This is a genomic window from Anabaena sp. FACHB-595 (genome assembly GCF_048568275.1).
GTDB lineage: Bacteria > Cyanobacteriota > Cyanobacteriia > Cyanobacteriales > Nostocaceae > Trichormus.
Map to the genome: position 1 here is coordinate 3,822,875 of NZ_CP183473.1, position 26,245 is coordinate 3,849,119.

The window sequence follows — 26,245 nt, forward strand, 5'->3', positions numbered from 1 at the left end:
ATGGGAGAGTTCATTTAATTTTCAATTGATTTAAAAAATTGCCAAATCTGTTCACTTGAGCATAGGTGATAAATGCTCTTGGTGTTTTTAGCCTGCTTGAGATACTCCCGATATCTTGGAGTCAAACCTTTGTGACATAACCAAAGCACGCGGTAGCTATTAAGCGACCCCTTCAAAATAGGGCTGTTTTCCGGCCATCCTTCAGGCGGTCTCAAGTAACCTGTGATTAGTCGTTTAGTTACCCACAAAAAATGCACATATAGCGGTAGATCGATAAAAATTAGAGTATCCGCCTCTTCCAGTCGTAGCCAGAGGGTTTCCATGCAACCGAACCCGTCAATAATCCATCGGTCAGTAGCTAAAATTTGCTGATGCGTGCGCTTATATTCTTCCTGCGGAACCTCAGCACCCCCTGATTGATATTTAATCTTATCCAAGGGATAAAGCGGCAAACCAGTGATTTGGGATAGTCTCTTGCTTAACGTTGATTTACCACCTCCAGTATTGCCAAACACAGCTACTTTTTTCACCACTACTCCCCTTTTAGTGCAATCAGGCCACTTCGTAAATGAAACTAACAATCAGATTCCTCGTTTACTTCAACAATCGTAAACCACTCAAGGTAACTAATACTGTCGAACCCTCATGACCAATTACGCCGATGGGTAAGTTGATATTGCCAAGAAAATTACCAATTAACAATAAAGCAATAAACCCCAAGGCTACAACTATATTTTGCTTGATAATGCGATGCGATCGCCTGCCCAATTCCATAGCCGCAGCAATTTTCTCTAATTTATCAGCCATCAATACAATATCTGCTGTTTCCAAAGCCACATCACTACCAGCAACACCCATTGCAATTCCTACAGATGCTTGAGCCAAAGCTGGTGCATCATTAATTCCATCCCCCACCATCGCCACGATTTGATACTTTTGCTGCAAGCTGCGAATTACATCTAACTTATCTTCAGGTAAAAGTTCGGCAAATACTTGGTCAATCCCTACCGCTTGAGCCACACTCTCAGCCGTGCGTTGATTATCTCCCGTAATCATCACAATTTGTTCTATACCCGATTTCCGCAACCTGGTAATAGTCGCAGCCGCTTCTGGTCTAATCATATCTGCAATGGCAATTATACCTATTACCTGATACTCATCCCCATTACTTTCCCCTTGGGCTACCCAAACCACCGTTTTCCCCTCATCTTCCAACGATGGCGCTACCTCTAGTAATTCCTGTGGTAACTTATCTACATACTTCTGGACAAAAGCTGCATTCCCTACAATGACTTGTTGCTCATCAGCAGTACCCACAATTCCTTGTCCTGGTATCGCTTGTACCTCCGTTGCACGTACCCAGTTTAAATTACCAGCCGCCTGGACAATGGCTTGAGCAATGGGATGTTCTGAGGATGCCTCTAAGGCTGCTGCTACTTTTAAAACACTTGCCCCTGTGTAATTACTAGCAGCAATCACCTGAGACACCTGGACTTGTCCTGTAGTGAGAGTACCAGTTTTATCAAAGGCGATCGCTCTAACTTTACCAATGTTCTCCAATTGTGCGCCATTTTTAAACAAAATCCCCTGTCTTGCGCCATTGGCAATACCCGATAATAATGTAGGCATAATTGCCGCCATCAGCGCACAGGGAGAAGCCACAACCAAAAAAGTTAAAGCACGGTAAATGGTTGTTTCCCAGTCCCAACCCCAAATAAATGGCGGTAAAGTTGCTAATAATATGCCCGCAATCACAATTACCCTGGCATATCCCCTTTCAAAAACTTCAATAAACTGTTGGGAGGGAGGCGCTTCTGTTTGTGCTTGTTCTACCAAGCGAATTACCCGTTGAATCAAACTACTGGCGGCTGGTTTGTGTACCTTTAATGTCAACGCCCCATAACCATTAAGTGTCCCAGCAAAAACTTCCTCGCCTACCGTCTTTTCTACAGGTAAAGATTCCCCGGTAATCGCCGCTTGATTGATGGTGCTGTAACCAGACACAATCACAGCATCAGTAGGAATCAACTCACCCGGCTTAACAACAATCTCATCCCCCACTTGTAACTGACTGATAGGAATAGTTTCTTCCCCAGTTTGATTGACAATTGTGGCTGTATCCGGTGTCAAACTCATCAAACTGCGAATACTCCTCTCGGTGTGACGCATGGCATAACCTTCCAATGCACCACTGATAGCAAAGATGAGAATCAAAATTGCCCCATCAATAATTAAATGATATTCTCTCCGCCACAAACCCAAACTTGCTGCACCAAGGGCTGCAACAATCATCAGCAAATCTACATCCAGTTCTTTTTCCTTAATTAGCGTCGTCAGTCCCTCACGGGCGCTTTCATAACCACCAATCACATAAGCCGCAGGTAACAGCAGCAACGCGAAACCCAACCAACCCAAATGCAAAGCGAACCACCCGAAAAATAACAGCACCCCACAAAGCAGGGCTGCTAAGGTGTCGGTGTGTTCTTTGGTGAATTGGTGAATACGTTGGGGGTAAAGCATGAGAGTTGCACAAGTCAGGAATACCTTTACCCTAAACCTTGACATTGATGTTAATGTCAAGCATATGGGGAATATATGAATCACGCAGAGGCTGAGAAGCGTAGAGAACAAGGTGGCGTAAATTATGAATTCTGGTTGCTTAACGATTAAAGAACTCACCCAAGCCGTAGGCGGCGGGATTACTCCCCGGATGGTGCGACACTACCATGAGCTAGGGTTGTTACCCCAGCCAGAGCGATCGCCTAGCAATTACCGTCTCTACACCCAACAAGATGTCATCAGGTTGCAGAGGATTGTCGCCTTGAAGCAGCAAGGGTTCCAACTTAACCACATCCGCCACATTTTGGAGATGGAGCCAGAAGCAGACACCAATGCCAATTTTATGGCACAGTTACAACAACAATATCGCTCAGTTATGCAGCAAATCGCCCAGCTGCGACAAACAGCGTCGGCCTTAGAGGGATTATTGGGGCGCGATCGCCATTGTCAAATTATGCAGGCGGAAGTACTGGCACAACTCAAATTATTAGAGGTGGAAACGCAAGTTGGCTTAGGGGGGTTAGCAGAACTTTGGCATGGTTTAGATGCAGAGGTACATACCCACCCAGAAGTATTTGCCGAATCTTTGCAACATATCTTACCTGATTTATCCGAGCGATCGGAAATCGAACAACACCTGATTTCTCAGTTAGTTTTGGCTTGTGGTGATGTGAGTTTGGTGTCTTTTATGAGGGTGAGTAAGAACGCGATCGCCGCTAGTCGTCAAGCTCTTTCCTCTGCTTGTGAGATTGTTGTTGATATCCCCACCATTGCGGCGGCGATCGATCAAACAAGGTTAGTTCATTTAGGCTGTAAAGTCACCACCTTAATTGATAACCCCCATATCAACACAGCCATCGAGGCAGAAAAAGAATTTTGGCAGCATCAACAATGGCGCGAGAGATTAGCCAAAGTGAGTCAAGGCTGCATAGTGGTGATTGGTTACGCGCCTTCTGTACTTTTAGAAGTCTGCACCCTGATTAACCAGCAAAAAATTCAACCTTCACTAGTTATCGGAATGCCCATTGGCTTCAGCCATGCTCCCGCCGCCAAAAGACAATTAATGCAACAAACATCACCTTTTATCACTATTGAGGGAACTATAGGTGGAGGATTACTGGCTGCTACTGCCCTCAATGCTTTGGTTGAATCATTAATTGAAAAGCCAAATTGTCATTGTTATTTAAGTTAAGCGGTGCAATGCACTTTTCACAAAGCTCTCAATCAAAAGTAGAGGAATTACTTGGTTGCCACTTATCCAAAATATCCTTAAATAACACTTCTTGTATCCAAGTCTTGGCCACTACAGCTAGTGGTAAAGCCAACAGTAATCCTAACGCACCAAAAAGAGTAACAAAGACAATTTGCGCTGTTAAGGTAACAGCAGGTAACAGCGCTACTTGTTTTGCCATGATTGTTGGCGTGAGCCAATAACTTTCAACATTTTGAATCACAAGATATAAAATTAAGACTGCCAAAGCTTTCCACGGCGCATCCAGAAAAGCGATCGCCATTGGCAAAAATACGCTCAAAGTTGGGCCAATATTGGGAATAAAGTTGAGTAAGCCTGCTAAAACTGCGTGAGCTAATGCTAATGGTACTTGTAAAATCCATAGCCCTAGTCCACTGAGGATACCAATAAATAACATTTCCATCAAAGCGCCAACTGTCCAATTACCCAAACCTGTCGCGCAACGCGTGAGAATTTCATCCACCCTATGGCGATAAAAGTTAGGAAAAAACCGGATAAAAACTCTGCGGTATGGTTGGGGATTCGCCAGCAACATTAAAGTTAGTACTATGACGAGTAAGGTTTCTAACAGTGCCGTTACCGAAGTAGAAAATAAAGCGATCGCCTGTTGTGTTAAACTCGTAACCCAAGGCTGTAGCTGTTCAAGTAGCCTATCGATATCGGGAATTTCTGGTAAATAACTATCTACAAGACGTTCTTCTAACCAGTTTATACCCTGTTGAATTTGATTTATACCAGTTGGTAAAAGCACCAAGAGTTGCCGGAACTCCTCGATAAATGGCGGCAAAATCAACAAGAAAGCGCTAACTAAAAATGTAACCACAATAGCCACACTTAAAAGGACTGCCCAAATACGTTTAATTCCAGCCAACTGCAACCGCAAAACCAGCTGATTAATTGCTACTGCCAATACTACAGAAGTAAACAACAGCAGTACTAACTGACGAATTTCCCAAAGGATATAAAGTGAAATAACCAGTGCCAATAATCCTAACCATTGCCCCAGTTTCATTTTGTCCGTCTCCTATGCTGTTGAGAATTTCGTCTCAAGTAGACTCCTACAAAACCTATAACAGCCGCAATAGTAAGTAAAATCCAAGGATTAAAGACAATCACAAAACCAGTACTCTGTTCATACTGCCAACGCAATAACCATAAAGCATCATTCCCAATATTGAAAGAAGGCACTCTCAACACAGACAACAATACAAGCAGCAACAACGCCAACGCATTCAAACCCACGAATGTTGATAAAGTGATTTTGCACCAAAGCCGGAAAAGATGATAGATTTTTTCTGTTGACATATTTTCTTTAATTTAAAATTAATATAGAAATCTGATTTGATTATTAAAATTATCTTAAGTATCTGTAGGGTGGGCATTGCCCACCACAAGCATGATACCCAGGTATATTTCAGAAATCAAATACCAGTCCTATACAAGATTTATAAATGTCTTGTTGTAGGTTTAAACAGTTAATTATTTATGCCATTTTACTGACAAACATAATATTTTCAGTTTGCCGTGGAAATGTGAATATAAAATGACCAATTGCTCCGTGATGGGATAAGCACCCAGATTCATCTGTGGGGTCAAACCAATATCTAATATCCAAAATTGTTAGATGGTAAGTTTCAGCTAAATTTCAATTTTAGCTAGATGTGTCACTTTCTAGTCACATTTTTTTGTCATGCTCAACACTAATCGTAATAAGGCGATTAACTGGCTACAAAAAACACTATTTATATCTTGAGAAGAACTTAATTATTTCCCATGATAGATGAAACATCATATAAATATTTTCATTTCATGAAAAATTAATTAGTGTTTTTTTATTTTTATAACCCCAGTTATATTCCTGCTTCTTTTACATTGTTTTATATCTAATTTTACCTTTTTAAAATTGCCCTATGAATTTGGAGAGTCTTTTACACTGGATTTATGTTGCGGGAATGACAATTGGTGCATTGCACTTTTGGTCACTTAGTCGAAATCCGCGCGGTGTTCCCCAGTACGAATACCTTGTGGCGATGTTTATTCCCATTTGGTCGGGACTAGCCTATATGGCAATGGCAATAGACCAAGGTAAAGTTGAAGCGGCTGGGCAAATTGCCCACTATGCCCGTTATATTGATTGGATGGTGACAACACCATTATTACTGCTATCTCTTTCTTGGACAGCGATGCAGTTTATCAAAAAAGATTGGACACTCATTGGTTTTTTGATGAGTACCCAGATAGTTGTAATTACCTCTGGGTTAATCGCAGATTTATCTGAGCGCGATTGGGTGAGATATCTATGGTATATCTGCGGGGTTTGCGCTTTTCTCATTATTCTTTGGGGTATTTGGAATCCATTGCGCGCCAAAACCAGAACTCAAAGTTCAGAACTAGCGAACTTATACGATAAGCTTGTTACTTATTTTACAGTGCTTTGGATAGGCTACCCAATAGTCTGGATTATTGGCCCTAGTGGTTTTGGCTGGATAAATCAAACTATAGATACATTTTTGTTTTGTCTACTGCCCTTTTTCTCCAAGGTTGGATTTAGTTTTCTGGATTTACACGGCTTACGTAATCTCAATGATTCCCGCCAAACTACTGGCGATCGCTTTGCGGAAAATACTTTACAGTTTGTAGAAAATATTACATTATTTGCTAACTCACGACGGCAACAATCACGCAGAAGAGTTTGATATTAGGGGGTATTAAATGAGTTTATCAATTGGACGTACTTGCTGGGCGATCGCTGAAGGTTATATTCCCCCCTACGGTAACGGGCCGGAACCTCAGTTCATCAGCCATGAGACCGTGTGCATCCTCAATGCTGGCGACGAAGATGCTCATGTAGAAATCACAATTTACTATAGCGACAAAGAGCCAGTAGGGCCTTATCGGTTGACAGTACCTGCACGCCGCACTAAACACGTCCGCTTTAATGACCTGAATGACCCAGCACCGATTCCGCATGATACTGATTTTGCCAGTGTGATTCAATCAAATGTGCCGATTGTTGTTCAACACACTCGCCTAGACTCACGACAAGCGGAAAATGCCCTGCTTAGTACTATTGCTTACGCTAATACTTGATAACTCTATTTCAGAGGTAATAACACTTGAAAAGTTGCACCTTGATTTACTGCACTGTGAACATTAATCTTACCGCCATGAGATTGGATGATTTGTTGGGTAATAGCTAATCCCAACCCAAACCCACCAGTCTTACGAGAACGCTTTTTATCTACCCGATAAAATCGTTCAAAAATGTATGGTACATCATCTTGAGGAATGCCAATACCATTATCTACAACTTGAATTACAGCCCAATTTGACTGAGTAAATAACTGTAACTCCACCTGACCACCTTCAGGAGTATATTTACAAGCATTACTCAGTAAATTGATGACTGCTTGACGGAGTAGATTAGCATCACCAAGAACGCTGACATGATGATTTGGTAGTGTGAAAAGTAACTTGATGTGTTGCGTTTCTGGATGGGGAAGAAAATCATCTTGGATTTGCAAAAGTAAAATTTTTAGGTCAACGGTTTGCAAAGATTCGATGGGTATGCGCCCTTGATAACGTGCTAAAAATAACAAATCATTGACCAGGATACTCATTGACTGGGCAATATCAAAAATCTTTTGTAGGCGCTGACGTTGGGTTTCTGGGTCAGTAGACTTTGTTAGTAAGCCATACTGGGCATTACTGACAATAGCAGATAGAGGCGATCGCAATTCATGGGAAGCATCAGCCGTAAACCTTTGGAGATAATCGTAACTTTGGCGAATTGGTTGCATCGCCACTCCCCCCAGCCACCAACCAGTCAAAGCAATAATTCCTAAAGTAATGGGGACTGAAATAGCCAAAACAAGCCGAAACTCCGCTAAAGCACCTTCCGTCTCTGTCAATGGCATTGCAGCCTGCATATAGCCAATTAATAAGCCATCCTGGTAAACAGGCAAAGTTACCCGACGTAACCATAACTCCCTATGAATTTTAATAGTATTAAATCCACTAGCAACTAACAGGCGATCGCTCGGAGTTTCACCAAAAAACTGCACTAGTCGCTTCTGCTCATCATACCAACCTGCATACACTAATTGACTATCTGACAGTGGCTCTACCTTCGTTCCCAACAGAGGTACTTTGTCCAAATCTACCCTGCGTTGACGATTGTCCAGATCTGTCCTCACACTCGCCGCCATCACGGTAGTTTTTTTATACAGTAATTGATCTAGTTCTTCTAACTCATCTATGACCTTCACATAATAGACCGCCGCCGCAAACACAACTAAAATACCCCCCATTGCGAGGGTGAACCAACTGGCAAGATTGCGACGACTGCGATTAAACATAATTGGTCAGTTGTTAGTTGTCAGTTGTCATTGGTTCCTCTCCCCACTATAGAACCACCACCATTATCTACACTCTTCCCCCATTCCCTACCTTCACCTGTGTTTTTAAGTTGCCACACTAGTACAGATCAGCGTAATAAACTACCTATTCCAAATCAACGAAACCCTTACTATATATTCATTTTTAATTTTTAATTTTTAATTTTTAATTCCCCCTTACGGTACTAGTTTGGTCAACTGGTAAGGTATTGCGTTAAAATAAGCGATCGCAAACTTAATTAATTTAGTACCCGGATATTGGCCGGAGGTGTGATTGACCAAGTTTATTTTAAAAATTCTTTGGCTAGACGAGAACGTTGCGCTGGCTGTTGATCAGGTGGTAGGCAAAGGTACTAGTCCTCTGACTAAGTATTTCTTCTGGCCTCGTAATGATGCTTGGGAAGAGTTGAAAAAAGAACTCGAATCCAAACACTGGATCAGTGATTTAGATCGCGTCGAATTGCTCAATAAGGCAACAGAAGTGATTAACTACTGGCAAGAGGAAGGCAGAAACCGTCCGATGGCAGAGGCTCAGTTAAAATTTCCTGAAGTTACCTTTACAGGTAGCGCTTGATTTCATCACACTAGTGCAGGAAGGCGCTAAGCCTTCATACACTAACCGATTATCAAAAACTTTAGGGTAAAGGGTAGTATTGTTACTGAGTACTTAGTACTCAGCAATCCTTACTCTTGCAATTCAATTTTGCTGTATTACAAGTTGCCACAATTTGATGGTCTTGTCCCTGCTGCTACTAGCAATCACTTGGGTAACAGGGTTAACAGCAACAGCACACACTGAGTCTAAATGACTGGCAAGAGTCACAATTTCCTCTGTTGTGCTTACCTTCCACAACTTAATGGTTTTATCCCAACTGGCACTAATCAGTGTTTTGTTATCGGCGGTGAAAGTCACTGCAACTACAGACCAGGAATGGCCTAAAAGAGTGGCAATTAGCTGACCAGTGTTGATATCCCACAATTTTATAGTATTGTCATCGCTGCCTGTTGCCAAAATTTTGCCATCTGGGCTAAATGCGATCGCCAAAACCGCCCTTGTATGTCCTGAAAGTGTTTTGATTAAGGTATATCTTGGGTGGTTTTGTGTTATCTGCCATAGGCGAATTGTTCTGTCAAAACTGGCGCTGGCTAGAATCTCTCCCTGGGGACTAAATGCTACTGCACTCACTTGTAATTGGTGTGCTTTGAGGGCATAAATTTCTTTACCAGTGGTGACATCCCACAGTTTGACTTGCTTGTCCCAACTCCCACTAGCGAGAATTTGCCCATTAGGGCTAAAACTTACAGATTTGACAGGGTTTGTATGTCCATTTAAGGTGAAAACTTCACTAGATGTTGGCAGATGCCACAATTTGATAGTTTTATCGTCGCTAGCCGTGGCTAAAATTTCGCCCTGGGGACTAAAACTTACTGAGGTGACAGCCTGAGAATGTCCTGAGAAACAGGCGAGTAATTTTTGCGTATTTAATTCCCACAATCTGATGATTTTGTCATCACCACCACTAGCCAGTTTATTCCCGTCAGGGCTAATGGCTAGGGAGTTAGTACTATATCCTGTGAGAGTATGTAGGCATTGCCACGGGGACGGTGGGGGTGGGTAATGTAGTATTTTGCCTTCTATACCCATTACCTGCATCACTTCATCTGCTGATTGAAAGCGTTGATGAACTGATTTTTGGATAAGTTTGTTGAGTATTTTGGTTAGGCGATCGCTTATCTTAGTTGTCAGGTATTGTTGCCACACCCAACAATCGTTAGCAATATCGAATAAATCAAAGGGCGACACCAGGGTAAGTAAGTGGATGCAGGTCACCCCCAAGCTATAAAGGTCGCTGGCGAATACTGCTTGACCTGTGATTTGTTCTGGTGCAGCATACTCAGGACTACCAACACCCTGTACATCAGTTATTTGGTCAGTCCTGGAGACAATCTGCACATGACCAAAATCCACCAATACCAAATTTGTAGAATCCGGTGTCAATTGTCGGATAATGTTTTCTGGTTTAATATCACCGTGGATCAATTGGCGATCGCTCATCAATTTCAGGATTGGCAATAAATTAGTTAAAAGTTGCCAGACTTGAGTTTCATGGAAAGCGCCTTCTTCTTGAACCACCTGCGCTAAACTAGCACCCGCAATAAATTCCTGCACAAAATAATAGTTATCTTGATCCCGAAAATAAGCTAATAAAGTTGGTAGCTGTGAATTTTGGCTTAATTGCTCAATATATTGAGCTTTTTGCTGAAAAGAATCTAATAATTGCTCATTATCATGTAATTTTTGCACAACATACGGGACTGGCGGAGATTGACATTCATCCACCGCAAAATAGGTTTGGCAAAATCCCCCTCGACTCATCAAATTTATTAAACGATAACGATTTTGTAAGAGATTTAAACTAGTCAATTCCTATTCCCTATGACTTCGCTAAGTTAGTTTTGAGGTTGTGTAGTTAGCACTTTATTGCGACTATGAAATGGCTTACCCATCCTGTAATGTACTACTTGGGAAAAATCACTCCCTGGGTTTTTAGCTCATATTTTTGAAGAAATGTTACAGTTATATATAAAGTTTCGGTAAAAAATCTGACCGCATCTATCAAAAGGAGTAAAATTAACAAGAGTTAAATAATTTGCTTTGACAATTAACAATTTAGTGTTCAGCAATCACTGTATAATTAGCCCCGAACAACTATGTAGCTTTTAGTTTCGCATAGATGATCAAAGATTATTTCTCAGTGAAAACATTTTATGATTTGCAGGAATAGTTATTATTTATACAAGACTGAATAAGCAATTACCGCTATTCTAGATCGCTGGCGTACAAGCGTACAAACACTATCAAATAAAGTGTCAGAGCCTTTTACAGAAGTGGGTTTTCTAATTAAACTTCCTCAGCAATTTACAAAAATCTGACAATGGTTTTTACGCGTGGCAAAGTGTACAAAAATCATCTGAATCTTCAGAAAAGCAAAGGCTTTTCAACGCCAATAAAAGATTCTATCAGTGAATGCGAGGCTGCAAATTCAGGCTTTACACCAGAATTTCAGTCTTATGAAAACTCCATATTAGACTTGCAAGAAATAATTAATTTATTAGCTGAAATCAACCCATTTCCCGTAGCAATTATTGGTTTAGAAAGCCATCAAATTTTATTTAAAAACAAGCTGATTGATAACCCGGTATTTCAGCAACTAATCCCCGATTTTTTGGCTGATTCAGATTTATGGACTCAGTTAAATAGCAAGTTAGCAAAGGGCGATTTTATCAGTAACTTGGTGCTAGAAATTAAAAGCAGCGATAAAACACCTTTTTTAGCAATAATTTCTGGCAAACTGGTTAATTATGAGCATAAACGAGCAGCATTCTTAGTATTTACAGATGTAAATACCGTCACGGGAACTAGTGAGGAACAACAAAAAGATACATTAGGAAAACTAGAACTTAGCCATTTGATTGCTCATACGAGTGATAGCCGGCGATTACCTACGATAGAACATAGTCCCTGGACTGCTCCCTCAAATTTGATGGAACAGGTGTTAGCTACTATTAGTAATGGGATTGTGTTGACAGATGCCAATCAACCAGATAATCCAATTATCTATGTAAATCAAGCTTTTGAAACCATGACTGGCTACTCTGCCGGTGAAGTTATTGGGCAAAACTGCCGATTTTTACAAACTAATGAAACAGATCAGCCTGGTCTTTGGGAGTTACGTTCTGCTCTTCGAGAAAAGAAAGAATGCCATGTCATCATCAAAAATTTCCGTAAAGATGGCACTGAATTTTGGAATGAACTCTACATTGCACCTGTGTTTGATAGTTGTGAGCAGTTAACTCATTTTATTGGCGTTCAAAACGATATAACTCAACACCTACAGGTATTAGAGACATTACAACAGCAAAAAGAACAGTATCGTCGCATTGTAGAAACGGCCAGTGAGGGAATTTGGCTACTCAATCAAAATAACGAAACTACCTTCGTCAATCAACAGATGGCGACTATGTTGGGTTACACAATTGAAGAAATGCTGGGTGCAAGCTTGTTTTCCTTTATGGATGCTGAAGGCTTGGATATGGCTCAAGACTTATTATCACAACGTCGGCAAGGCATTCAGGAGAAACACAAATTTAAATTCCGTTGCAAAGATGGCTCAGACTTATGGGCAATTATTTCCTGTACGCCGTTATTCGATGAGCAAAGAAACTATACTGGCGCGTTGGGAATGTTGACTAATATTAGCGATGTCTACGACGAGCTGCGCTTACGCAAACAAGCAGAAGCTTCATTGCAAGAAAGCAAGGAACGTTTAGACGGAATTTTAAATTCCCTGGAAGCTGTAATTTGGTCAATTGCAGCAGATACGTTTGAGATGCTTTATCTCAATTCTGCTGTAGTTCAAGTTTACGGTCGTTCTGTTTGTGAATTTTACGATAACCCAAAGCTGTGGTTTGATCTGATTCACCCAGAAGACCAGCAAAGGGTGAGTCAATCAATCAAACCATTACTGGCGAATGGTAGCCACGAACTAGAATACAGAATCCTCCGGCAAGATGGACAGGTGCGCTGGCTTTATAACCATAGTCATGTGATTTATGACGCTGTTGGTCAGCCAATTCGGATTGAAGGTGTTGCCACAGATATTACTGAGCGGAAAAACATGGAAGAGAAGCTAGTCTACCATGCTTTTTACGATGACCTGACTGGGCTGCCCAACCGAGTTTTGTTTATGGATCGGTTAGCGCAAACCATCGATCAGGCGAAAGAATCCCCAAATGATTTATTTGCTGTATTATTTTTGGATCTTGACCGTTTTAAAGTTGTGAATGATAGTTTGAGCCACTTAGTGGGTGATCAGCTACTAGTGAGTTTTGCTCAACGCTTACAAAGTTGCTTACAGCCAGAAGATACTCTGGCTCGTTTGGGTGGGGATGAGTTCACAATTTTACTATCTCACATTCAATCTATCGATGATGCAACCCGTATCGCTGAGAAAATTCATCAGGCACTCAAGTTACCATTTAACTTGAGCGGATATGAAGTATTTACAACTGTCAGTATTGGCATTGCTTTAAGCACAAATGATTATGTCCAAGCCGCAGATTTGTTACGAGACGCTGATACTGCGCTTTATTGCGCCAAGGAGCAAGGTAAAGCTTGGCACATAGTATTTGATTCTACTATGTATGACCGAGCAGTAGCTCTGTTGCAGTTAGAAACTGATTTACGTTGGGCGATCGCTAGGCAAGAGTTGTATGTTGTTTACCAACCCATTGTCTCAGTAGCCACAGGTAAAATTACCGGATTTGAAGCACTAGTTCGCTGGCAACACCCAGAAAGAGGACTAATCTCACCAGTCGAGTTTATTCCTGTAGCCGAAGAAACTGGATTGATTATTCAGATTGGTCAGTTTGTTTTGCGGGAATCTTGCCAACAATTAAAACAATGGCATTTAGAGTTTCCTGAGTTCCAACATTTGAGTATAAACGTCAATCTTTCCGGTAAACAGTTTTCCCAACCATATTTAGTTGAGGAGATTGAGCAACTATTACAAGAATTTGACCTAGACCCTAGCAGCATCAAGCTAGAAATTACAGAAAGCGCTATTATGGCTAGTCCTGGACAAGCTGCTACCATTCTTCAACAATTAAAAACTCTAGGGATTCAGTTGTGTATTGATGACTTTGGTACAGGTTATTCATCTTTAGCTTATTTACATTGTTTTCCCATTGATATTTTAAAGATTGACCGTTCTTTTACGAAGCGAATTGATAGCGATAGTGAGCAATTGGCAATTATCCGTGCTATTGTCACACTTGCTAGTAATTTGGAAATGAGTGTAGTGGCTGAAGGTGTAGAAACAGTAAACCAGTTGGTACAACTACAGTTATTAAAGTGTGACCAAGCCCAAGGATATTTGTTCTCCAAGCCCTTAAGTAGTGACAAAGTTAGCTTGTTATTGGCTGCAAAGATAGAATTTTAGAACACAAAATCTTGGCTTGTCCGCCATATTCAGTTTGGAATCAGAAAATTCTACGGAAACAACGAGCTAGCGTCAACCTATAGGTGTTTTCCCGTTAACCTCAATTTTTATGGCTGAATGCCTTATCCTCTATACATTTGAATGTAGTTGACACCTTCCAAGGGTTGACGCAAATTCTGAAAACCTTGCTATGACTAATTTCCAGAATTTATTCCCATTGTTCCTCTTGACAACCCAAGGTCTGAAAAGTTATCTTTGCCACAGATTAACGCAACTGAACCTTGAAAACCAAATACAGCAATACTTCTGTAACTAGCCGTTGCAACACCATATAATCCCTATTAGGGATTGAAACAAGCTTTTTGCGGGATGGGGCAAGTGTGGGTGAAGTTGCAACACCATATAATCCCTATTAGGGATTGAAACCGGGCAATGCAGGAGTGCAACCCGACCAAGACCGGTTGCAACACCATATAATCCCTATTAGGGATTGAAACAAGTAAAGACCTATTTTACCTAATAACCAGTCTCTACCAGCTTGGTTGCAACACCATATAATCCCTATTAGGGATTGAAACAAGTAAAGACCCAACCGACGAAGCTCCTTTTTAAGAGTTGCAACACCATATAATCCCTATTAGGGATTGAAACATCATTGATTTCATACACAACTCGCACAGCTATAAGGTTGCAACACCATATAATCCCTATTAGGGATTGAAACTTGATTTCGGTTATTGCGTTATCCCTCCTAAAAGTTGCAACACCATATAATCCCTATTAGGGATTGAAACCAACGACTAGGGCATGGAGTCTAGACCAGACGGTAGTTGCAACACCATATAATCCCTATTAGGGATTGAAACCTATTTCCTGAAACGATTTAGACAAGGATCTTTGTTGCAACACCATATAATCCCTATTAGGGATTGAAACAACATGAAATTTCAAACTCTTTATCCTCTCTGCGTCTCTGCGTGATAGAAATCATCCCGCATTGATGCAACGCGCCCAAGCCCCGATTAAGTCTTGACTTGTTCCCTGTATACCCTGGGTGTAATACCCATGAGTTTACGAAATACATTTGTGAAGTGGCTTTGGCTTTGAAAGCCGACTTGGGTGCATATTTGCTCTATGGTTTTGTTAGTGCTACCCAGTAACTTTTTTGCGCGTTCAATTCGGCAATTCATAACATACTGATGTGGTGCAAAACCTGTTGATTGCTTAAATTGGCGCGAAAAGTAATACATACTCATTCCTACTGCTGTGGAAATATCGACCAAAGTCAAATCTTGGTCAAGGTTTTCATGAATGTAGGAAATTGCTTGCCTGAGTTTCCAGTGTGAAAGTCCTTTATGATGATGGTCGTCAAGGATTGTTCCACCTGTTACGCAATAGTGTTTGAGTAGGTGAATACACAGCGTGGTTGTTAGAGACTCAATGTAAATGCTGCTACCTTTATGCTCAGATTCTAGTTCTGTTTGAAGTGCTAGCCCAATTTGTTGAACTAAGGGATCTGGTGCAGCAAAACGAGGTTTTATTTCAATTTTCTGTAAATCTCCAGCTTCTATCACCATACGTGTAAAAAAAGCTGGTTCTACACTGAGGACTAAAAATTTTGTTTCTGATTGCCAGCGTGATATGTGATGAGTTTGGGCAGGAATGATTGCCACATCGCCCTTAGCTATATTCTCATACTGCAAACGCCCATCAAGTATGCGCTCTAAACGGACTATTTGCTGGTCTAAGCTAACAGTGAGGACGTGTTGCTGTGGGCTGTGTTCTGGAGTTTCATGGCCAGGCTGTTGGTGAACATCTAACCGTAGACCTTGCCATTGGGCATGATAACTAGAAACCAGGGGCGATCGCGGTAGAATTTCTGTATAGGCATCTTCTTGAGTAAAATCAACACTTAAGATTTTCTCTTCCGACATCATTCTCACCCCAAGGTTTTGGGTTTTGGTGTAACAGTATATTCAGTATGCGCCAAAAATTAAGTTAGTCAAAGCAATTGGCAATTTAACTGAAATTTACTGAATTAATACTATATTAAAATACTTTGTGTACTTAATACTTAAATCAATACAGAAATAGTTATGAGTTCAATAAGTTACTACGTTATCTATGATGGCAATTGTAATCTCTGCGTTACTTTAGTAAAATTGCTAGAAACCTTAGACCAAGGCAAGATTTTCCATTATATCCCTATGCAGGATGAGCAGGCGATCGCTCAATGGGAAATTACGCCCCAAGGTTGTGAACTAGGAGTAATTTTAATTGATGCTAAGGAGCCGCAACGACGTTGGCAAGGAAGCGACGCAGCCGAAGAAATTGGTCGTTTATTGCCCCTTGGTAGTATTTTTGTCGATGCTTATCGAGCTTTACCGGGGGTGAAATGGGTAGGCGATCGCGTTTATGCCCAAGTCCGCGATAACCGTTATACTCTCTTTGGTCAGCGTTCTTGTACTTACCAGTCCCCTTATAGAACCGCTCAATAAGTAATTGGTAATGGGTGATTGGTAATTGTGAAGAAGACTTTACCCATTACCCTGATTAATTCATTGCCTAGCAGTAGACAATTTCCCTAAAAGCCGATTCCGGATTACTTTTAATTGCTCTTGGTTACTGATTGGGGATCGTGGTGTGGGTAGTTCAGTATTCGGCCAACCTGGTAAACTACCACAGGGACAGGATAATGGAGGCATACCGAGATTACGCATCGGTACTGGCATGGCGCAACGACCACAAGCTATCATGTCCCATCCGGGGGTTAGCAGCTCGGCAATAGTTTCTTCCGTCCCTTCGAGATAACAGTCACCAGTTGATGGTGAGAGAATCTTTTGCCAACAGTCTTCAAATTCTTGACTATAGCGATCGCCTTGGAATATAGGTTGAGGCAACAAGTGTGTCCCCTCATTACCGACCACTACTTTCTTACCCAACTGAAACCAGTAGGCAAGATATGTTTTCACTTCTTCTTTGGTTGCCATACCACGATCTTACAATCGGTATTAGGAATTTTGCAGACTAACTACTTAATTTTCTATTAAGAAAGTGTCTGACTTTGCACAGCAAAATAATAATCAAGTTCTCTTAATATTTATTAATTAATACTTAATCATTCGTAATCTGTTGAGTCTGGTAATCGTGTTGCCAAAGCGGTGAGATTGAGAGCATAACCGCCAGTGACTAAGTAAACGCTATCGCACATCCCACCTAATTGGCGGACTAAAGCACCAAGGCGATCGCGGAATTTCCTTCCTAAAGGGTATGCTGGCACTATGCCCCAACCAGTTTCTTCCGCCACAAAAACCATATCAGCCGCAACTAGCTGTACTGTTACCAAAAATTCTGCTACAGTGCTTGCCCAACTAACTTCATCTTGTTCTAAAAGATTCGCTACCCAAGTTCCCAGAGAATCTACCAAAACACAACTGTTAGCCTTGGTATCTGCCAGAGTCATAGATAATGTAGTTGGAACTTCTAGGGTTATCCAATCTTGAGGACGGCGGTTTTGATGTTGTTGAATACGTTCTTGCCATTCTGCATCATCCGGGTTACTGGTTGCTGTAGCCACGTAAATCACCGTCTTCCCTGACTCTCTTGCCCAAATCTCTGCCCATTCACTTTTTCCAGACCTAGCCGGCCCCGTAATTAAGATCACTTGTCCCAAAGTTGTTTCCCCAATTGATTTATCGGATTAATTTTCTTTTCGGAAGGGTGTAATACCAATTCAAAATTCAAAATTCAAAATTCAAAATTAAGAAACCTATATTTTGCAAAGGTTTCTGGGTTCGGATTTGTATCACAATTTTAGTGAAATGGTATAAGGGTTTTATACACCCATAAACCTAAACCCCCATACCCCTTACATTAAGAAAATTTAGTGTAAATAAATAACTTTTAAGAGATAAAATTATCACCAGCATTATTTATGCCAAAATTGGCACAAGCTAAAAAATCTTAACACCCCCATTTTGAATTATTAATATAGCTTTGGGGAACGTAGATTTGAGGAATAGGTAAATGAAAGCAGGCATAAAACGCATTGAAGCAACTTTACATGATTTGGGAACAAAGGACACTGCGGCGATAGAAGTAAGTGATTCTACAAAACGCCCACTATCTTTTAGGATTAGTGTTGCAGGTAAAGACACAGCCGAAAGTGAAAGTAACAGCCCAGAACAGACACAGAATCTGGACATAGATACCCAGTTTGACCATTCTCCTGAACAGAATTTATTTCCCCACCATAGTTCTGTGCAGACTTTTCCGGCACAGGAGGGGCTAGGCAAAACACCAAGCTTGCCAAAATTTAAGACACCTACCTTCAGTAGTCATCGCCACGGCGCAAACCCGGCGTTGGCGATAAATATGCTGCAAGAAATTCAGGAAATCGTTTCTGGTTGGCAGCAAGAACTACACAATATACTACAACAAATCCAAGATATTTACTTAGAAGGGCCTATTGTTAATGGTTGGTTAGAATCCAATCCTGGGGAAGCTGAAGCTGTTGGTACTGCTACGTTACGCCACGCAGAAGTTGATCGCCTCATGAATTACGTAGAAGAAATTTGTGCTAATGATGGGAAAGTACCTCATCAAACTCCCCGCACTGGTTATCATCTTTGTGGGCTGGATAATTCTGGTAGAGTTTGGTCGCGGCCATGTCCAGCAGATCAGTTGGCTAGTGTGAGTATGGCGATCGCCCGTTACCAAAAATTACGTCAATTTTTGGGACGCAAGCAATATCTGGAAACTCGCCTCAGTCAATTAGCTGAAACCCTCGTAGTTTTACATAGTCACATTCAACAAACCTGAACTCATAACATTATTTCCGCAAAAACGCGGTTGGTAAGGAGGAAAGCTAAGTATAGATTAAGTTTCAGTAGTTAAGGGCAAAATTTAAGATTGATTAGCGGCTCAATAATCATCAATACGACTTACTTCGAGTTAGATTAATTACGAATTACAAATTACGAGCGAACGTAAAATCCACCACCCATAACCATGCCAGATCCGCAAATCTCTGCCATTATCTGTACACACAATCGAGATACCTATCTAGGTGCAGCGATTGATAGCTTGTTAGTGCAAGATTTTGCTGGTGAGTTTGAAGTTGTGGTCATAGACAACGGATCTAGCGATCGCACCCGTGAAGTAGTCGAGCAAAGATCCAGTGATTCTCGTTTAAAGTATGTCTTTGAACCCACCATTGGCTTATCTGTAGCCAGAAACACTGGTGCTAAATTTGCCAGCGCCGAAATTCTGGCTTACTTGGATGATGATGCAGTTGCTAGTACTCACTGGTTACAAGTATTGTACGCTGCTTATCAAAACTATCCTCAACTAGCGATCGCTGGTGGTAAAGTCACCCTCCTATGGCCTCCAGATACCCAGCCACCAAGGTGGTTATCTTCTGGGTTAGCAGGCAACTTGGGAGCCTATGACTTAGGGGACAAAGTGGTTTACATTCAGCAACCAGGCTTAACACCAAGGGGATTGAATTACTCTATCCGCCGTACCTTTCTCGAAGAAATTGGAGGTTTTGACCCTCATCTTGGTCGCGTCGGCAAAAACCTCCTATCCAATGAGGAACTACAAATGACAGAACTAGCGCTCACAGGGGGTTGGCAAGTTGCTTATCTTCCAGAAGCTTTGGTTGCTCACAACGTTGCGCCAGAACGCCTCAATCGCTCCTGGTTTTTAAATCGGGGTTGGTGGCAAGGAATTAGTGAGTGTTATCGAGAACAACTATCAGGGAAAGCCGGTGTTGGACAGTTATCAAGGGGTGGGGAACGGTTAGCGCGTGGCTTGTATAAAGCATTCCGATATTTTTCTAATCCAGCAGAACGTTTTGATAACTTGGTATATGCTTATGGTCAAATAGGTTACTTAAATGCTGTCCTTCAAGGTCTGCTGTTTACAGCTAATAATAAAGGTAGTCAATAGTCCCTTAAACTAAATTATATATGTCTTCTAAAGTTCCCGTTTCTGTACTCATTCCTGCCAAAAATGAACAGGCTAATCTGCCAGCCTGTCTTGATAGCCTACAAAGAGCAGATGAGATATTTATTGTAGATTCTCAAAGTACTGATAAGAGCATTGAAATTGCCAAAAACTACGGTGTAAATCTAGTACAGTTCTACTTTAATGGACGCTGGCCGAAAAAGAAAAATTGGTCTTTAGATAACTTGCCATTTCGCAACGAGTGGGTATTAATTGTAGACTGTGATGAACGTATTCCCAATGAATTGTGGGATGAAATTGCCCAAGTCATCAAAACAGAAGAATATACAGGTTACTATCTCAATCGTCGTGTATTTTTCTTAGGTAAGTGGATTCGCTACGGTGGCAAATATCCTGATTGGAATCTGCGGTTATTTAAGCATAAGTTAGGTCGCTACGAAAATCTGCATACCGAAGATGTACCAAATACTGGTGATAACGAAGTCCATGAACACGTTGTCATGCAGGGCAAAGTTGGTTATCTCAAAGAAGATATGCTTCATGAAGATTTCCGCGACATTTACCACTGGTTAGAAAGACACAATCGTTATTCCAATTGGGAAGCTCGCGTTTATTACAACCTGATTACAGGTCAAGATGATAGCGATACTATTGGAGCCAATTTATTTGGTGAAGCCGTACAACGCAAGCGCTTTCTCAAGAGAGTCTGGGTACGTCTGCCATTTAAGCCACTTTTAAGGTTTATTTTGTTCTACGTTATTCGCTTAGGTTTTTTAGATGGTCGAGCCGGATATATTTATGGCAGGCTGCTCAGTCAATATGAATATCAAATTGGCGTTAAACTCTACGAATTACGTAATTGTGGTGGTACATTAAATACTGCAAATACATCTAATCCTATCCCGCCATCTCTCACCCAAGAAATCGAGAAATCTACAACTTAGAAGATGCGGGGGAGATGACTGTTGACTAATGACTAACGACAAACCCTTTGTAGATTTACGCCAGTATGACCAATCTTGGTTTGATCGGGGGCGTTCAGCTTGGTATATTTTGTTATGGTGGTTGGTGCAGGCGATCGCATTTCCTCTGACTCCCCATTTTTCTAGTAACATCCGTTGTTGGATATTACGTCTGTTTGGTGCGCGGATTGGTAAAGGTGTGGTGGTTCGTCCAACTGCGCGTTTTACCTTTCCCTGGAAAGTCACCATCGGAGATTACAGTTGGGTTGGCGATGATGTAGTTTTCTACAGTCTAGATGAGATTCACATCGGTCAACACTGCGTAATTTCCCAGAAAAGTTACCTCTGTACAGGTAGCCATGATATCCAAGACCCGACATTCAGACTAAAGGTAGCAGGGATTACCATTGGTAACGGTGCTTGGGTCGCTACAGATTGTTTCATCGCGCCAGGGGTGCAAATAGGAGCTAACGCAGTGATTGGCGCTCGCAGCAGCGTTTTTACTAGTATGCCGACTGGGCAGGTTTGCTGGGGTAGCCCTTGCCGTCCCCAGCATCCCAGGTTGAAGGAGTGAGGGGGAGTAGGGAAGCAGGGGAGGCAGGGGGGAATTGTTGAATTTTGAACTTTGAATTTTGAATTGATTCCTCCCCAATCCCCTACTGAAGTTTACGAGAAATCATTGGTTTGGCTACAACGTCATCCAAGCTAATACTAGTGAGTAATTTCCGCCAACGTTCTTGCATTGCTGGGTCTTGAGGATTTTTTTGCAGCATCTGAAACAGTGTGTTGGCCGCCTCGAACCAAATACCATTTTCCGCGTAGATGGCTACTTGTTGTAATGGTGATGCTGTTTCTAGTTGCTTGGTAGTTTCGGGTTTAAGCTGGACTCTTTGAACGACTCCTTCAACATAAATTGGGGGTGCTGGCTTTTGTTGGTCGCACTCTACGGTAAAAAACCAGCGATATTGCTTATCTACAGCTAAACCGACAGCATCCGCAGGCAGAGAAACGCTAATAATTCCTGGCTTGTCAGGTAGGGCGATCGCTTTTTGGTAAATAATATTTGTATCCTGGTCTTGCAAAACAAATTCCGTCGGATAGGCAGAATCTTTGGCATACGGCACATAAAACAAGAATGTCGGATGTGCCTTTGTTGTCAATCCCCAAACATTGGTGACTGTGGGAGCATCTTGAGTGAATGGTACTAAAGCTGTGAGTTGAGGTTCAACTGATGGGCAAGTACCCCGTTTAGCACCACCACGAACACGCCCACCAGGACGACGTTCTGAACTAGGTAGAGGTGGTTGAGTAAAAGTAGTTTTTTTGTGAGCAGTACTTATATTGTTATTGTTATGTGGGTTAACAGGTGTTGTTGCTAATACCCAGGAATTTGCACTTAATAAACTTGTGTAGCCAATAGTTAAGGCCAATAATAGTTGGATCGGTTTTAAAGTAGACATAGTATGTAAAACCAAATTCAAATTAGTCAGTTGTCATTAGTCAGTTGTCAGTTGTCTTCCCCTGCTCCCTGCCCCCTGCTTCCTATCCCCCCTCTTCCTTGAGAAACTTGGAATTTTGAATTGTAACTACGGTAACAGTTGATACTAGGGATAAAGCTGATGGGACAAAGGGAACCCAAAAGCCCCAAACTAGCAGACTCAGACATAATAAATACAAAACACTAGAACTAATACCAACTGCTAATGCTAGATGAGGGAGCAAACGCCATTGCCAAGCGAGAAACCCTCCCAATCCAGCCCAAACTCCAATCCAGGCTATTTCTAACCCAGGTAGCCAAACCCTCAACAAAGACCGTCCATCTAAAACAGCACTAATAATCTGGCTAACCATGTGAGCTTGTACCATCACTCCGGGCATTTGCTCGTCTAGAAGATGGCCGTATGGTGTAGCCCAATAGTCGGGGAAGTCGCCTCTGGCTACCACACCAATGAGTATAATCCGGTCTTTAATAGCGTTGGGATTGATAGGACTAGATAAAAGCTGGGTAAGTGTCACCTGTTCGGCGATTTTCTTGGCAGCGCGATAGTTTAGTAAGATTTGACCACCATTGGCATCAATATTTTGATAGGCTCCCATGCGAGATGAAAGACGATGCAGTACGGTATCACCCAACTTTAAATTTTTGATGACTTCTCCAGAGGTGAATTTTGGTTGAATGCCTAAGGATGATAGATAGCGAAATGCCAATTGAGAACTGAAGGCATAGGACGCAGAACATAACGAGGCTGTTTCTTGACTCATAAACAGGAGATGTCGCCGTACTACACCATCATCATCGTGAACAAAATCACTAAATCCCAGGCGTTCTTGGGGAATTTCTGGTGGTGATTCGATGCCTTTAATATTCTCGCTGGTATCACTGCCCTTGCATATACCAATTAAATTCTCAGTCTGTCGTAGTCGAGAGATTAACTCTGGTTGTTCGGCATGGAAATCACGATAAATATCCAAGCCAATAGCTTTTGGTTGATACTGGGATATCCTTGCTAGGAGCAAATTCAGTGATTTCTCTGATATCGAAGTTCCTTTTAAGTACTCGTTGTTACGGCGCTGATGAGCTAAATCTTCATCGTCAATGGTGACGATTAATATCCGGGGATCGGGGCCTTCATCGGGACGCGATCGCATCATCTGATCAAATGCTTGCAGTTCTCCAGTTTGTAAAGCGCCCAAAAACCTTAATCCATAAACGGCGGCGGTCACTAGCAAACTCGAAAATATAGTCCTTTTTAATCCGCGTTTTTTAGAGACTGGTGGGACATCATTAAATATTGGTTGGGTTGGTGGTTCTGTGAGTTCCTCCCAAGTGAGTGGCTTTTGAGCAGGATTTTGACAAATTACTGGTAGCCAAGTTGCACAGGGAAATCTATCTTCTAATCCTTGCAATCGCTCCCGTGCGTGCCGGACTGCTTGGTATAAAGATTCACCATTAGCAAAGCTGAGGAGAAAATATTTCAAAAACTCTTGGGCTACCTGATCGGGAACAGGTTCGCGCATGACGATAATCTGGGGAATGTTTAAATCAGCTAGTTCTTTTGCCAGTCCCAATCCATCACAAGAGTTGAAAATTGCTAGTTGTAAACCCCTTTCTATCGCTTGTTTCAGGGCATATTTTAATTCACCAATGCTGAGGCTATCAGTTTGATTGAGGTAGATTCGCCCAATTCCATCATCTCCCTGACTAGAACTGTGTCCCGCGAAAAATAAAATATCCCAGCTTTTTCCCCACAGATAATCTGTTAATTCTTTGCGTTGTGGTTCTACTAAAAAGCTAACGTCCGCATTGGGACAATTTTGCAGCATTGCTTGGTCTGCTTGGGTATCAATTCCCTGACTATTACCGACAATTGCCAAAATATTCACAGTTGGACTGGAAGTTCGGCGTTTATGAATTAGCTCATAGCTGGGTGAGGAGAGGGCAATTTCTGCCTTGGGATAGCGTTCCAGTAAATCCCAGATATGCCAAGGCAATCTTTGTAAGTGGCTATTTTCTGATTGTAAAATTACTCTGATTTCATCGGTGGGCTGTAATTTCTCCAGCCATTTTTCCCGTAAGGGTCGAAACTCTTGTGCTTGCAGCCAAGTATTAAAGCGAGCGCGGACAATTAAGGCTAACTCATGACAATCTTGAGTTACCGACACATTTGTAACTTGGATTTTGTCAGCATCTAGACGATAACCATTACCAAGCTGTAGATAGCTGGACTGCCAGCGAGAGTAGTAAAGTAAGATTTCGGGACATGGTGGGAGTTTACCTGTGATTTCCGTCGATGGGCGATCGCTTTCTTCACCAATCTGAAGAGTTACGGTAAACCCTTGCTCAAAACTACCATCTCCAAATTTTAGTACTACTAACTTTGCCATGACTGCCGTTTTGCTCCGATTCCCCACCACTGGAGTTCTGATTTACTCAATTTTTTACAAATCAGCAATTCCAGCCCAGTTTACTTGAAGTTCCTACATATAAATAATTTAGTTACTTATTGGTATTTACTTATTACCAATTACATAGTAAAAATCTGGTTGCTTTAAATTACAAAGCTCTCTGTAATACTCATATCATCTAATGCGACCTGAACGCTGAACTGTTCCTGAATTTCCCCACGAAATTGTAGTTGTAGGTAGTTGTCAGCACTCCTGGCTTGAGCTTCTAGAAATACTGCGCCGGAGGTGTCTATTACTGTCAGTTTTACTCCTGCCGGTAGATGTATTTGATTACCTGTGGAGTGTAGTTGCAGACGGACACTAGTTTGTCCGTTAGCTTCAGGTGCAATTTCCACAATCAACATCACTGGTTGGTCAACTATTTTGATCCCCAAATCAATGAGTTTTGCCCGTCTGGTAACGGCTTCTGCTTGATTAAAAGCTGTATCTGGAGTGCTTACAGGACTACGAAAGCCATAAGCCGGTTTAGCTTCCAGCGAGTTCCACAAAGTTTCTACTGTTTGCCAACCAGCTTCACACTGCCCGACAAACCACTGACTCAAATTCACCAAAGCATCCACAGGAGAAGTTTTCAGTTGCTCTAGGCGATCGATCAATGCTTCTATAGGTTGTAGTTGATTTAGAGGTAATGTTTCTTGATTAACTTTTTTAGTAAAACCTAGTAATTTAGCTTCTGTATTGGTTTCATCAACCTGTACAATTACATAACCGACTCTTTCGTCCCAAGTTTCTGGGGGAACAGAACATACCTGCTCATGCATCTGAACAGGACGGCACTCTAAACGACCAACTGAGGGAACTTCTAGATCAGCTACATCTCCACATAACTGCATTAATGGGTTCCAACTGTCACTAGCGATCAAATTAGTCGGAACTTCCATCATTTGCAAATAATCATTTACCACTGACACAGCCAAAGTATTGAGCCTAACTTGCTCGGCTTTTTGGGAATTAGGCTGTCTGTTGGCGAACTCCTGGGCAGCAAATCGAGCTGCTTGAGTAATTGGTAGTGTGATGGCGAAATCGTCTAGCTGGTTGGTAGTGTTAGTCATAGTTCAATCCCCAGTGATCAATGCTGCTATATACATATCGCCCGCATTCACTAAATTTATGCCACAAAACGCAAAAAAATCAGCG

22 protein-coding genes and 1 CRISPR repeat array are annotated in these 26,245 nt (G+C 41.7%); of the genes, 10 read left to right on the forward strand and 12 right to left on the reverse strand.

Features of this window, described 5'->3' with window-relative positions:
• Window positions 1-14: 14 nt before the first annotated feature.
• The gene (locus tag ACN222_RS15800) at window positions 15-530 is read right to left on the reverse strand and encodes a hypothetical protein (RefSeq protein WP_010997311.1); all 516 of its coding nucleotides are present in this window, start codon (window positions 528-530) and stop codon (window positions 15-17) included.
• A gap of 64 nt (window positions 531-594) precedes the next feature.
• Entirely contained in the window at window positions 595-2,520 is a 1,926-nt protein-coding gene (locus ACN222_RS15805) for a heavy metal translocating P-type ATPase (RefSeq protein WP_044521650.1), read from the reverse strand.
• Window positions 2,521-2,644: 124 nt separating this feature from the next.
• On the opposite strand from ACN222_RS15805, the gene ACN222_RS15810 reads away from it, so the two are divergent.
• The gene (locus tag ACN222_RS15810) at window positions 2,645-3,751 is read left to right on the forward strand and encodes a precorrin-8X methylmutase (protein WP_010997313.1); all 1,107 of its coding nucleotides are present in this window, start codon (window positions 2,645-2,647) and stop codon (window positions 3,749-3,751) included.
• A 28-nt stretch (window positions 3,752-3,779) separates the two neighbouring features.
• Here ACN222_RS15810 and ACN222_RS15815 read toward each other — a convergent pair whose 3' ends face one another.
• Window positions 3,780-4,823, reverse strand: coding sequence for an AI-2E family transporter (locus ACN222_RS15815; protein WP_010997314.1), 1,044 nt, complete (start codon window positions 4,821-4,823; stop codon window positions 3,780-3,782).
• Entirely contained in the window at window positions 4,820-5,116 is a 297-nt protein-coding gene (locus tag ACN222_RS15820; protein WP_010997315.1) for a hypothetical protein, read from the reverse strand. The genes ACN222_RS15815 and ACN222_RS15820 overlap by 4 nt, the downstream gene beginning before the upstream one ends.
• Window positions 5,117-5,721: 605 nt before the next feature.
• Here ACN222_RS15820 and ACN222_RS15825 point away from each other — a divergent pair.
• Window positions 5,722-6,507: a bacteriorhodopsin gene (locus tag ACN222_RS15825; RefSeq protein WP_010997316.1), complete on the forward strand. Its 786-nt coding sequence runs from the start codon at window positions 5,722-5,724 to the stop codon at window positions 6,505-6,507.
• A gap of 16 nt (window positions 6,508-6,523) precedes the next feature.
• On the forward strand, window positions 6,524-6,901 hold the full coding sequence (locus tag ACN222_RS15830) for a sensory rhodopsin transducer (RefSeq protein ID WP_010997317.1): 378 nt from the start codon (window positions 6,524-6,526) through the stop codon (window positions 6,899-6,901).
• Between the two features lie 5 nt (window positions 6,902-6,906).
• On the opposite strand, the gene ACN222_RS15835 is transcribed toward ACN222_RS15830, so the two are convergent.
• The gene (locus tag ACN222_RS15835; protein ID WP_010997318.1) at window positions 6,907-8,169 is read right to left on the reverse strand and encodes a sensor histidine kinase; all 1,263 of its coding nucleotides are present in this window, start codon (window positions 8,167-8,169) and stop codon (window positions 6,907-6,909) included.
• 313 nt (window positions 8,170-8,482) lie between these two features.
• Between ACN222_RS15835 and ACN222_RS15840 the strand changes: the two genes are divergently transcribed.
• Window positions 8,483-8,782: a 30S ribosomal protein PSRP-3 gene (locus tag ACN222_RS15840; protein ID WP_044521654.1), complete on the forward strand. Its 300-nt coding sequence runs from the start codon at window positions 8,483-8,485 to the stop codon at window positions 8,780-8,782.
• A gap of 123 nt (window positions 8,783-8,905) precedes the next feature.
• On the opposite strand, the gene ACN222_RS15845 is transcribed toward ACN222_RS15840, so the two are convergent.
• Window positions 8,906-10,585 carry a serine/threonine-protein kinase gene (locus ACN222_RS15845; RefSeq protein WP_010997320.1) on the reverse strand — a complete coding sequence of 560 codons (1,680 nt, stop codon included), beginning with the start codon at window positions 10,583-10,585 and terminating at the stop codon, window positions 8,906-8,908.
• Between the two features lie 559 nt (window positions 10,586-11,144).
• Between ACN222_RS15845 and ACN222_RS15850 the strand changes: the two genes are divergently transcribed.
• Window positions 11,145-14,210, forward strand: coding sequence for an EAL and GGDEF domain-containing protein (locus ACN222_RS15850; protein ID WP_010997321.1), 3,066 nt, complete (start codon window positions 11,145-11,147; stop codon window positions 14,208-14,210).
• Between the two features lie 318 nt (window positions 14,211-14,528).
• A CRISPR array of direct repeats spans window positions 14,529-15,146; the repeat unit is 37 nt; unit sequence GTTGCAACACCATATAATCCCTATTAGGGATTGAAAC.
• A gap of 86 nt (window positions 15,147-15,232) precedes the next feature.
• Here ACN222_RS15850 and ACN222_RS15855 read toward each other — a convergent pair.
• Window positions 15,233-16,144 carry an AraC family transcriptional regulator gene (locus ACN222_RS15855; RefSeq protein ID WP_044521656.1) on the reverse strand — a complete coding sequence of 304 codons (912 nt, stop codon included), beginning with the start codon at window positions 16,142-16,144 and terminating at the stop codon, window positions 15,233-15,235.
• A gap of 171 nt (window positions 16,145-16,315) precedes the next feature.
• On the opposite strand from ACN222_RS15855, the gene ACN222_RS15860 reads away from it, so the two are divergent.
• Window positions 16,316-16,708, forward strand: a complete 393-nt coding sequence (locus ACN222_RS15860) for a thiol-disulfide oxidoreductase DCC family protein (RefSeq protein ID WP_044523109.1) — start codon at window positions 16,316-16,318, stop codon at window positions 16,706-16,708.
• 60 nt (window positions 16,709-16,768) lie between these two features.
• On the opposite strand, the gene ACN222_RS15865 is transcribed toward ACN222_RS15860, so the two are convergent.
• Together ACN222_RS15865 and cobU are read right to left on the reverse strand one after the other, a co-directional pair.
• The gene (locus ACN222_RS15865) at window positions 16,769-17,200 is read right to left on the reverse strand and encodes a hypothetical protein (RefSeq protein WP_010997324.1); all 432 of its coding nucleotides are present in this window, start codon (window positions 17,198-17,200) and stop codon (window positions 16,769-16,771) included.
• Window positions 17,201-17,328: 128 nt separating this feature from the next.
• Window positions 17,329-17,883, reverse strand: a complete 555-nt coding sequence (gene cobU, locus ACN222_RS15870) for a bifunctional adenosylcobinamide kinase/adenosylcobinamide-phosphate guanylyltransferase (RefSeq protein ID WP_044521660.1) — start codon at window positions 17,881-17,883, stop codon at window positions 17,329-17,331.
• Window positions 17,884-18,236: 353 nt separating this feature from the next.
• Between cobU and ACN222_RS15875 the strand changes: the two genes are divergently transcribed.
• The 4 genes from ACN222_RS15875 (at window position 18,237) to hpsU (ending at window position 21,716) form a co-directional block, all read left to right on the forward strand.
• Window positions 18,237-19,031: a hypothetical protein gene (locus tag ACN222_RS15875; RefSeq protein WP_010997326.1), complete on the forward strand. Its 795-nt coding sequence runs from the start codon at window positions 18,237-18,239 to the stop codon at window positions 19,029-19,031.
• Window positions 19,032-19,220: 189 nt separating this feature from the next.
• The gene (locus tag ACN222_RS15880; RefSeq protein ID WP_010997327.1) at window positions 19,221-20,162 is read left to right on the forward strand and encodes a glycosyltransferase; all 942 of its coding nucleotides are present in this window, start codon (window positions 19,221-19,223) and stop codon (window positions 20,160-20,162) included.
• Between the two features lie 20 nt (window positions 20,163-20,182).
• Complete coding sequence (locus ACN222_RS15885) at window positions 20,183-21,124, forward strand: glycosyltransferase family 2 protein (RefSeq protein WP_010997328.1); 942 nt, start codon at window positions 20,183-20,185, stop codon at window positions 21,122-21,124.
• A gap of 28 nt (window positions 21,125-21,152) precedes the next feature.
• On the forward strand, window positions 21,153-21,716 hold the full coding sequence (gene hpsU, locus ACN222_RS15890) for a hormogonium polysaccharide biosynthesis acetyltransferase HpsU (protein WP_010997329.1): 564 nt from the start codon (window positions 21,153-21,155) through the stop codon (window positions 21,714-21,716).
• A gap of 82 nt (window positions 21,717-21,798) precedes the next feature.
• Here hpsU and ACN222_RS15895 read toward each other — a convergent pair whose 3' ends face one another.
• The 3 genes from ACN222_RS15895 to ACN222_RS15905 form a co-directional block, all read right to left on the reverse strand.
• Entirely contained in the window at window positions 21,799-22,602 is an 804-nt protein-coding gene (locus tag ACN222_RS15895) for a DUF928 domain-containing protein (RefSeq protein WP_010997330.1), read from the reverse strand.
• Window positions 22,603-22,684: 82 nt separating this feature from the next.
• The gene (locus tag ACN222_RS15900) at window positions 22,685-25,027 is read right to left on the reverse strand and encodes a CHASE2 domain-containing protein (RefSeq protein ID WP_044521666.1); all 2,343 of its coding nucleotides are present in this window, start codon (window positions 25,025-25,027) and stop codon (window positions 22,685-22,687) included.
• A 164-nt stretch (window positions 25,028-25,191) separates the two neighbouring features.
• The gene (locus ACN222_RS15905; RefSeq protein WP_010997332.1) at window positions 25,192-26,160 is read right to left on the reverse strand and encodes a DUF1822 family protein; all 969 of its coding nucleotides are present in this window, start codon (window positions 26,158-26,160) and stop codon (window positions 25,192-25,194) included.
• Window positions 26,161-26,245 lie beyond the last annotated feature (85 nt).